We start from the raw sequence: 8,791 nt of genomic DNA, 5'->3' as shown, positions 1-8,791 counted from the left end.
CGCACCGGGCTGGCCCCGCCTGCGCCGCGGAGCGTCCGCGCCCCGGGCGCCCGCGCACGTGCATGCGATGATGAGCCGTGCCCGACATGCCCCATCGCCCCGCCGAGCACGGCGTCGACGAGGGCGGCCCCATCGTGGCGCCGGATCCCGGGACCGCGCCCACCCGCGTCTCGCAGCGCGCGCACGAACGCGCGGTCACGGCCCGCGGATCCCGCCTCGACGACCTCTGGGCGCGCCTCGTCTCCACCCCCGCCCGCCGCCGCGCCTGGCACTGGGGCGGGCCGATCGCCATCACGCTGCTGGCCGCGCTGCTCCGGATCCAGAGCCTCGGCCACCCGGCGACGCTCGTGTTCGACGAGACGTTCTACGTGAAGGACGCCTGGACCCTCCTCCACCTCGGCTACGAGGGCTCGTGGCCGGACGATCCGAACCCCGACTTCATCGCGGGCCAGACCGACGGCTACCTGCAGGCGCCCGCGTTCGTGGCGCACCCGCCGCTCGGCAAGTGGATCATCGCGCTCGGCCTCGCTGTCTTCGGTGCGGCGGATCCGGTCGGCTGGCGCATCGCGACGGCCGTCGTCGGCACGCTCGCGGTCGTGCTCATCATGCTCGTCGCCCGCCGCCTCACCGGCTCCGCGGTCGTCGCGGCGATCGCCGGCTTCCTCTTCGCGATCGACGGCCACGCCATCGTCATGAGCCGCACCGCGCTGCTCGACACGCACGTCATGTTCTTCGGGCTGCTGGGCTTCGGCGCGATCCTCCTCGACCGCACATGGCACGAGCGCCGGTTCGAGCGGCTCCTCGCCCTCCGCCGCGACGCCCGACCCGAGAGCGCGCGCCCGATCGAGTTCGGCCCGGTCGTGCTGTGGCGCCCCTGGCTGATCGCCGCAGGGCTCGCGTTCGGCGCGACCAGCTCGGTCAAGTGGTCCGGAATCTTCTTCGTCGCCGGCTTCGGCCTCTACGTGGTCCTCACCGACATGCTGCTGCGCCGCCGCCACGGGCTCGCCGCGTGGTTCACGGCGGGCGCAGCGGTGCAGGGTCCCGTCTCGTTCCTCCTGCTGGTCCCGTCCGCCGTCGCCGCGTTCCTCGCCTCCTACGCGGGCTGGTTCGCGACCTCGAACGGCTACTTCCGGAACTGGGCGGCGGAGGGCGCGAACGCGTGGCAGGGCTCTCTGGCGTGGGTGCCGCTGCCGATCCAGAGCCTGTGGCACTACCTCGCGCAGCAGTACGCGTTCAACGTGGGGCTCGACGTCACGCACCCGTACCGCGCGGATCCGCGCCTCTGGCTGCTCCTCTACCGCCCGACGCAGTTCTACTACGAGGGCTACGGCTACGGGGAGGCGGGCTGCACGATCGACGCGTGCTCGGCGTCCGTCACGTCGATCGCGAACCCGATCATCTGGTGGCTCTCGGTCGCGGCGATGCTCTACCTCGTCTACCGGCTCGCCGCCCGCCGCGAGTGGCGCGTGGGCCTCGTGCTGATGGGGATGGTGGCCGGGTACCTGCCGTGGCTGCTCTACGTGAACCGCACGGTGTTCCAGTTCTACTCGATCGCCTTCGAGCCGTACCTCATCCTCAGCCTCGCGATGGTGCTCGGGCTGATCCTCGGCGACCGCCGCGATCCCCGGCCGAGGCGCACGCGCGGCATCGTGATCGTCGGCGCGATCCTCGTGGTGTGCGCCCTCGTGAGCGCGTTCTTCTACCCGCTCTGGGTCGGCCAGCTCGTGCCCACCTGGTTCTGGCGGCTGCACGCGTGGATCCCCTCGGGCTGGATCTGATGCCCGCCACCGCGACCCGCCTCCACCCCGCGCTCCCCGGCCTGGGCGCCGCCGCCGCAGCGGCGCTCGTCGCGTGGGCCGTGCACGCGCTCGTCCCGGCGATCCCGCTGCTCACCGTCGCCGTCGCCCTCGGCATCGTCGCCGCCCAGATCCCCGCCGCCCGGCCCGCGCTCACCGGCCCGCTGAAGCCCGGCCTCACGCTCGCGTCGAAGCGGCTGATGCGCATCGGCGTCGTGCTCCTCGGCCTGCAGCTCGGCCTCTCCGACATCGTCGGGCTCGGCTGGCGTGCCGTGCTGCTCGTGGTCGCGGTCGTCGTGCTCGCGTTCGCCGGCACGTACGCCATCGCCCGGGCGCTCCGCATGCCCGGCCAGCAGCCGCTCCTCCTCGCCACCGGGTTCTCGATCTGCGGGGCGAGCGCGATCGGCGCCATGGCCGGCGTCACGCGCGCGAAGCCCGCCGACCAGGGCGCGCCCGTCGCGCTCGTCACCCTCTGCGGCACCCTCGCGATCGCCGTGCTGCCGCCGCTCGCCGGCCCGCTCGGCCTCGACGACGTCGCCTTCGGCCACTGGGTCGGCGCGGGCGTGCACGACGTGGGGCAGGTCGTCGCGACAGCCCAGATCGCCGGATCCGCGGCCCTCACCATCGCGATCGCCGTGAAGCTCACGCGCGTGCTGCTGCTCGCGCCCGTGGTCGCCGTGGCCGGCGTCGTGATGCGCCGCCGCGACGGCCGGGTCGAGGGCGCCGCGCGTCCGCCGATCGTGCCGCTGTTCGTGCTCGGCTTCCTGGCCGCCGTGCTGATCCGCACCTTCGTGCCGCTGCCCGAGGGCGTGCTCGACGCCGCGCAGGTCGCGCAGACGGCGCTGCTGGCGGTCGCGCTCGTGGCGCTCGGATCCGCGGTGCGCCTCCGCGAGCTCGTCGGCCAGGGCGGATCCGCGCTCGCCGCCGGCCTCCTCTCCTGGGCGCTCATCGCCGCCCTCGCGCTGGCGGCCGTGCGCCTGAGCTGATCCACCGTCCGCGGGCCGCCGTCCGCCGTCCGCCGGCCCGCTCGGCCCGCCCGCATGTCGCCGCATTACGCCCCGGCCGGGGAACCGTCGGGAGCGCGGGCTAGCGTCGGGTCATGGTCGATCGCGAGTACGGGTTCAAGACGAGGGCGATCCACGCGGGCAACATCCCCGACGCCACCACGGGTGCGCGCGCCCTCCCCATCTACCAGTCGAGCGCGTTCGTCTTCGACGACACCGCCGACGCCGCCGCGCGCTTCGCGCTGCAGAAGTACGGCAACGTCTACTCGCGCCTGTCGAACCCCACGGTCGCGGCGTTCGAGGAGCGCGTCGCGAGCCTCGAGGGCGGCCTCGGCGCGGTCGCGACCTCCAGCGGGCTGAGCGCGCAGTACATCACCTTCGCCTCGCTCGCGGGCGCCGGCGACCACATCGTCGCCTCCGCGAACCTCTACGGCGGATCCATCACCCAGCTCGACGTGACCCTCCGCCGCTTCGGCGTCGAGACCACGTTCGTGCAGTCGAGCGACCCGGCCGACTACGCCGCCGCCATCACCGACCGCACCAAGCTCGTCTTCGCGGAGACCGTCGCCAACCCGTCGGGCGAGATCGCCGACATCGAGGGGCTCGCCGCCGTGGCGCACGCCGCGGGCGTCCCGCTCGTCATCGACTCCACCATCGCGACCCCGTACCTCAACCGGCCCATCGAGTGGGGCGCCGACATCGTCATCCACTCGGCCACCAAGTTCCTCGGCGGGCACGGCACCACGCTCGGCGGCGTGGTCGTCGAGTCCGGCCTCTTCGACTGGGAGAGCGCGCGGTTCCCGCTCCTCGACCAGCCCGTGCCGAGCTACGGCGGCCTCAACTGGACCGGGAACTTCGGCGAGTACGCGTTCCTCACGCGCCTCCGCGCCGAGCAGCTCCGCGACATCGGCCCCGCGCTCGCGCCGCACTCCGCGTTCCTCCTCGCGCAGGGCGTCGAGACGCTCCCGTACCGGATGCAGGCGCACATCGACAACGCGCGGGCCGTCGCCGAGTGGCTCGATGCGGATCCGCGCATCACCGCCGTCAACTGGGCCGGCCTCCCCGCGCACCCGCACCACGAGCGGGCGCGCAAGTACCTGCCGACGGGCCCCGGATCCGTGTTCACCTTCGAGGTCGCGGGCGGCCGCGAGGTGGGCCAGCGCTTCATCGAGTCGGTGGAGCTCGCGAGCCACCTCGCCAACATCGGCGACGCGAAGACGCTGATCATCCACCCGGCCTCCACGACCCACGCGCAGCTGAGCGAGTCGCAGCTGGTCGACGCGGGCGTGCTGCCCGGCATCGTCCGCATCAGCGTCGGCATCGAGGACGTCGCCGACATCATCCACGACCTGGACCAGGCGCTGACCGCCGCCCTGGAGGGAGCGAAGTGAGCTTCGACACCGGCGGTGTGCCGCCCGAGCAGACCGGATCCACGCCCCACCCGGCTGCGGACGCCGCCGACCTCGACCCGCTGGATCCGGGAGAGGAGGCCGCAGACCGCCAGGCGGGCGACGCCGCGGAGGCGCAGGCCGCCGACACCGATGCCGCCGCGCCCGTCGAGCCCGTGTCGGATCCTGACGCCCACGGCACCCAGACCACGCAGCTGCAGAACGGCCTCACCTGCGCGATCCCCCGCTCCAGCCCGCTCGCCGCGCTCCTGCGCAGCGAGCGCACGTGGACCGGCCCGAGCGCGAAGGAGCGCCAGGCGATCCTGCGCCGCGCGAAGAGCGTCGCCATCGTCGGCGCCTCGCCGAACCCGGCCCGGTCCAGCTACTTCGTCGGCACGTACCTGCAGCAGTCGAGCGACTACCGCGTGTACTTCGTGAACCCGAACGCCACCGAGATCCTGGGGCAGAAGGCGTACCCGGACCTCGCGTCGCTGCCCGAGGTGCCCGACATCGTCGACGTGTTCCGCAAGGCGAGCGACATCCCGTCCGTGGTGGACGACGTCGTCGCGATCGGCGCGCCCGCCATCTGGGTGCAGCTCGGCATCTGGAACCAGGAGGCCGCCGAGGACGCCGAGGCCCGCGGGCTCACGGTCGTCATGGACCGCTGCATCAAGGTCGAGCACGCGCGCTTCCACGGCGGGCTGCACCTGCTCGGCTTCGACACCGGCGTGATCAGCTCGCGGAAGGCGACCGCCTAGCCGCTGCCCGGATCACCAGCCGAGCGTGCCCGGCGCGCCCTTGAACGGGCCGACCACGCGCGGCGTGATCCAGCCGCCGTAGAAGTCGCCCTCCTGCGCCTCGACCTGGATGCCGTCGACCGTGATCCGGTCCACGCGCGACGGGTACACGGCGATCTTGTCGGCCAGCACCTCGAAGCCGCGCGTGGGCGACGGGTACCACCAGGCCGCGCGGTCGGCCGTGACGCCGCCGGCCGTCAGCGAGAGGTAGGTGGCCTCCCCCTTGTACTCGCACCACGAGCGCCCGGCGGCCGACGAGAGCACGCCCGCGGCGAAGTCGGCGGAGGGCAGGTAGTAGACGGGCGGGTGGCTCGTCTCGAGCACGCGCACCGCGGATCGGCTGTCGGCGACGACGCGGCCGCCGAGCTCGATCACGACCCGCTCGGCGCTCGGATCCACCCGCGGCGGACGCGGGTAGTCCCACACCGACTCCTGCCCTTCGCCGGGGATCTCGCGGGGACGACGGGCGGGTGGGATGCGCATGCGCCGACGGTACCGCGGGCTCCTGTGCGCCGCGGATCCGGCGGGATCCGGGGCCGGGAGCCCCCATCCCGTAAAGGCGTATCCACTAAACGTTTTTGCACGAATGGTCCTCAGGGTGCTTGACTAGGGCACGTCCACCCGCATTCGGGTGTCACACAGCACGAAATCTTCGAGGAGTAACGCACATGGGCATCATCGGTTTTCTGGTTCTGGGTCTGATCGCCGGAGCGCTCGCCAAGCTGATCCTCCCGGGCAAGCAGGGTGGCGGAATCATCGTCACGCTGATCCTGGGTGTCGTCGGCGCCTTCCTGGGCGGCTTCATCGGCAGCGCCCTGTTCAACAAGGGCGTCGACAGCTTCGACCTCGGCTCGCTCGCGCTCGCCATCGTCGGCGCGATCATCGTCCTGCTGGTCTACGGCGCGATCGTCGGCCGCAAGAAGGCCTAGTCCTTCCTGCTGCATCCGGAGCCCCCGTCGCCCGACCCACGTGGTCCGGCGGCGGGGGCTCCCTGCATGTCGGCTCCCTGAGCCGGGCGGGTCGCGGCGCGGCGCGTGCCTACGATGACCGCATGCCCGACGCCGCAGCCCCCGCCCGATCCCGCTCCCGCACCGCCGCCGTCCTCGTCGCGGTCGCGCTGCCGCCGCTGGCCCTGGCCGCCGCCGGCCTCTCGCACCCCGACCAGCTGACCGACGACACCGCGATGCACTGGCGCGACATGCACATCGCCCTGCTCCCCGTGTTCCCGCTGCTCGCGATCGCGCCGATCCTCCTCACGCGCCGCCACGACCGCCGCCTCGGGATCCTCGCGGTCGTCCTCGGCTTCGCGTACGCCGTCTGCTACCAGGCCCTCGACATCCTCGCGGGCATCGCGGCCGGCGCCCTGAAGATGGAGGGCGGCCAGGGCGTGACGACCATGTACGCGCTCGCGGACGGGATCGTCGTCACGGGCGTGTGGGCGTACGTCGCCGTGACCGTGCTCGCGAGCGCGCTCGTGATCCGGCACGCGGGCCTCCGCGCGCTGCCGGGAGCGGCGATCGCCGTCGTCGCGGCCGTCTCGTTCGTGGACAGCCACATCTTCTTCCCGCGCGGCGTGATCACCATGCTCGGCCTCGCCGTCGGCTGGACCTGGCTGGCGCTCGCCTCCCGCGGACCCGCGCGCCGCGGCCTCGCGCGCCCGGGGGCTCCCGCGGCCGACCGCGCGGAGACGGCGGCATAGTCTGACGGGATGACAGCGTACGTCTCGGCACTCGACCTCTTCTCCATCGGGATCGGGCCGTCGAGCTCGCACACCGTCGGCCCCATGCGCGCGGCGCTGCTCTTCGCCGAGGAGTGCGCGGCGTCGCCCCGGCTCACGGAGATCACGCGCGTCACCGTGCGGCTGTACGGGTCGCTCGGCGCCACCGGCCTCGGGCACGGGACCCCGGACGCGGTCGTCGCGGGGCTCGCGGGGCTGGCGCCCGAGACGTGCGATCCGGACGAGGTGCGCGGCCGCTGGTCCGGGCTCGGCGAGGGGGTCGACGTGCCGCTCGCGGGGATCCACCCGGTGCGCATGGTGGGACGCGACCTCACCTTCGAGCCGTTCACGCGCCTCCCCCGGCATCCCAACGCGATGCACCTCGCCGCCCTCGACGCCGAAGGCGGCACCGTGCTCGAGAGCACGTGGTTCTCCGTCGGCGGCGGCTTCGTGCTGCGCGAGGACCAGGCGCCGTCCGCCGTGCTGCCCACGGGCCTGCCGCACTCCTTCTCCAACGCTGACGAGCTCATCGCACTCGCGGAGTCGACCGGGCGCTCCATCGCCGACGTCGCGCGCGACACCGAGGAGTCGATCCACGGATCCCGACGCGCCGTCGCCGGCCTCGACGCGATCTGGGACGCCATGGCCGCGTGCGTCACCGCGGGCCTCGGCGGCCAGGGCACGCTGCCGGGCGGGCTCAACGTGCGACGCCGGGCCGCGCGGGTCGCGTCGCAGCTCGCGACCATCGACGCCGAGGGCGCGCGCGACACCTCGCACGAGTGGCTGCACGCGTTCGCGCTCGCGGTGAACGAGGAGAACGCGTCAGGCGGCCGCGTGGTCACGGCGCCGACCAACGGCGCGGCCGGGATCATCCCCGCGGTCGGCTCCTACTACCTGCGCTTCGTGCCGGGCGCGGACCGCGACGGGATCCGCGACTTCCTGCTCACGGCCACCGCGATCGGCTCGCTCGTGAAGGCCAACGCGTCCATCTCGGGCGCGGAGGCCGGCTGCCAGGGCGAGGTCGGCACGGCGTGCGCGATGGCGGCCGGCGCCCTGTGCGCGGTGCTCGGCGGATCACCGCGGCAGGTCGAGAACGCGGCCGAGATCGCGATGGAGCACCACCTGGGCCTCACGTGCGATCCCGTGGGTGGGCTCGTGCAGATCCCGTGCATCGAGCGGAACGCGATCGCCGCCTCCACCGCCGTGAACGCGGCCCGGATGGCGCTGCACGGCGACGGGACGCACCTCGTCTCGCTCGACACCGTGATCGAGACGATGCGGCAGACGGGCCTCGACATGTCCACCAAGTACAAGGAGACGTCCACGGGCGGGCTCGCGGTCAACGTCATCGAGTGCTGAGCGCGCGCGGCTCCCGCCGTCGTGTCAGGCTGGGCGCATGGGTGTCCCCGCGCTGCTGCTCGCCGTCGCGGCGCTGCTGATCCTGGGCACCACGCAGCTCGCCGCGTGGGGCGTCCTCCGGCGCAACGGCTGGATCGGGATCCGCACGCGCCCCCTCATGGCGAGCGACGAGGCCTGGCGCGCCGGGCACCTGGCAGCCCTCCCCGCGCTCCGCAGCACGTGCCTGCCCGTCGCGATCGGCGGCGTCATCGGCGGGATCGCGGCGGGTGCCGGCATGAACAGCGTCGCGAGCTGGGGCGCGCTCCTGCTCGTCGGCGGGATCCTCTGGAGCACGTTCCGCGCGGGGCAGGCGGCCAAGCGGGTCGCCCGGCGCCAGGAGGCGGAGCGGGAGGACGCGGACCGGCACTCCGCCGCCCGCCGCCCCCTCCGCCGCGACTAACCGACCGAGCGCCCCGCCGCCAGCTGCTCGCGCAGCGCCGCGGGCGTCCTCACGGGGAGGCGGCAGACGAAGTCGGCGCACAGGTACGCGGTGGCGGCGGATCCGGCGGTCCGGTCCGCGAGCAGCTCGAAGCCCGCGTCGGCCCACGCGCGCGCGGCCCGCTCCGTGACGACGAGCGCCACGTCCGGTGGCCGGATGCGGCCGCGCGCGACCGCGGCGAGCGGATCGGCCGTCGCGTCGGCGTCGTCCGGCAGCACCACGACGAGCTGCCGCGCCGCCTGCTGGATCGCG

General features: G+C 73.8%; 9 protein-coding genes and 1 pseudogene. 8 read left to right on the top strand and 2 right to left on the bottom strand.

Translation table 11 applies throughout. The annotated features are described in order from the left end of the window. Positions 1-86 precede the first annotated feature (86 nt). The 4 genes from DZG00_RS09165 to DZG00_RS09150 all read left to right on the top strand — a co-directional run bounded on the left by DZG00_RS09165 (position 87) and on the right by DZG00_RS09150 (position 4,946). A complete protein-coding gene (locus tag DZG00_RS09165) occupies positions 87-1,778 on the top strand; it encodes a dolichyl-phosphate-mannose--protein mannosyltransferase (RefSeq protein WP_233549178.1) in 1,692 nt (563 codons plus the stop codon). Further along, positions 1,778-2,782 carry a YeiH family protein gene (locus tag DZG00_RS09160; protein ID WP_119455554.1) on the top strand — a complete coding sequence of 335 codons (1,005 nt, stop codon included), beginning with the start codon at positions 1,778-1,780 and terminating at the stop codon, positions 2,780-2,782. Before DZG00_RS09165 ends, DZG00_RS09160 begins: the two co-directional genes overlap by 1 nt. A 113-nt stretch (positions 2,783-2,895) precedes the next feature. Then, positions 2,896-4,191 carry an O-acetylhomoserine aminocarboxypropyltransferase/cysteine synthase family protein gene (locus DZG00_RS09155; protein WP_119382885.1) on the top strand — a complete coding sequence of 432 codons (1,296 nt, stop codon included), beginning with the start codon at positions 2,896-2,898 and terminating at the stop codon, positions 4,189-4,191. 236 nt (positions 4,192-4,427) lie between these two features. Beyond that, entirely contained in the window at positions 4,428-4,946 is a 519-nt protein-coding gene (locus tag DZG00_RS09150) for a CoA-binding protein (protein WP_233549161.1), read from the top strand. Between the two features lie 12 nt (positions 4,947-4,958). On the opposite strand, the gene DZG00_RS09145 is transcribed toward DZG00_RS09150, so the two are convergent. After that, on the bottom strand, positions 4,959-5,468 hold the full coding sequence (locus tag DZG00_RS09145) for a DUF427 domain-containing protein (protein ID WP_119382884.1): 510 nt from the start codon (positions 5,466-5,468) through the stop codon (positions 4,959-4,961). Between the two features lie 185 nt (positions 5,469-5,653). Between DZG00_RS09145 and DZG00_RS09140 the strand changes: the two genes are divergently transcribed. The 4 genes from DZG00_RS09140 (at position 5,654) to DZG00_RS09125 (ending at position 8,500) form a co-directional block, all read left to right on the top strand. Continuing rightward, positions 5,654-5,914 (top strand): GlsB/YeaQ/YmgE family stress response membrane protein, encoded by a 261-nt coding sequence (locus DZG00_RS09140; RefSeq protein ID WP_012039092.1) that lies wholly within the window; start codon positions 5,654-5,656, stop codon positions 5,912-5,914. Positions 5,915-6,036: 122 nt separating this feature from the next. After that, on the top strand, positions 6,037-6,684 hold the full coding sequence (locus DZG00_RS09135) for a hypothetical protein (protein WP_233550109.1): 648 nt from the start codon (positions 6,037-6,039) through the stop codon (positions 6,682-6,684). 9 nt (positions 6,685-6,693) lie between these two features. Then, complete coding sequence (locus DZG00_RS09130) at positions 6,694-8,061, top strand: L-serine ammonia-lyase (RefSeq protein ID WP_119455553.1); 1,368 nt, start codon at positions 6,694-6,696, stop codon at positions 8,059-8,061. A gap of 37 nt (positions 8,062-8,098) precedes the next feature. Then, on the top strand, positions 8,099-8,500 hold the full coding sequence (locus DZG00_RS09125; protein ID WP_119383263.1) for an SdpI family protein: 402 nt from the start codon (positions 8,099-8,101) through the stop codon (positions 8,498-8,500). Here the strand turns inward: DZG00_RS09125 and DZG00_RS09120 are convergent. After that, a pseudogene (locus DZG00_RS09120) lies at positions 8,497-8,791 on the bottom strand (thioredoxin domain-containing protein); the annotation flags it as partial. The gene DZG00_RS09125 and the pseudogene DZG00_RS09120 overlap by 4 nt on opposite strands.

The organism is Clavibacter lycopersici (assembly GCF_003576405.1).
Classification (GTDB): domain Bacteria; phylum Actinomycetota; class Actinomycetes; order Actinomycetales; family Microbacteriaceae; genus Clavibacter; species Clavibacter lycopersici.
This window is presented reverse-complemented; position numbering and strand designations above follow the sequence as displayed.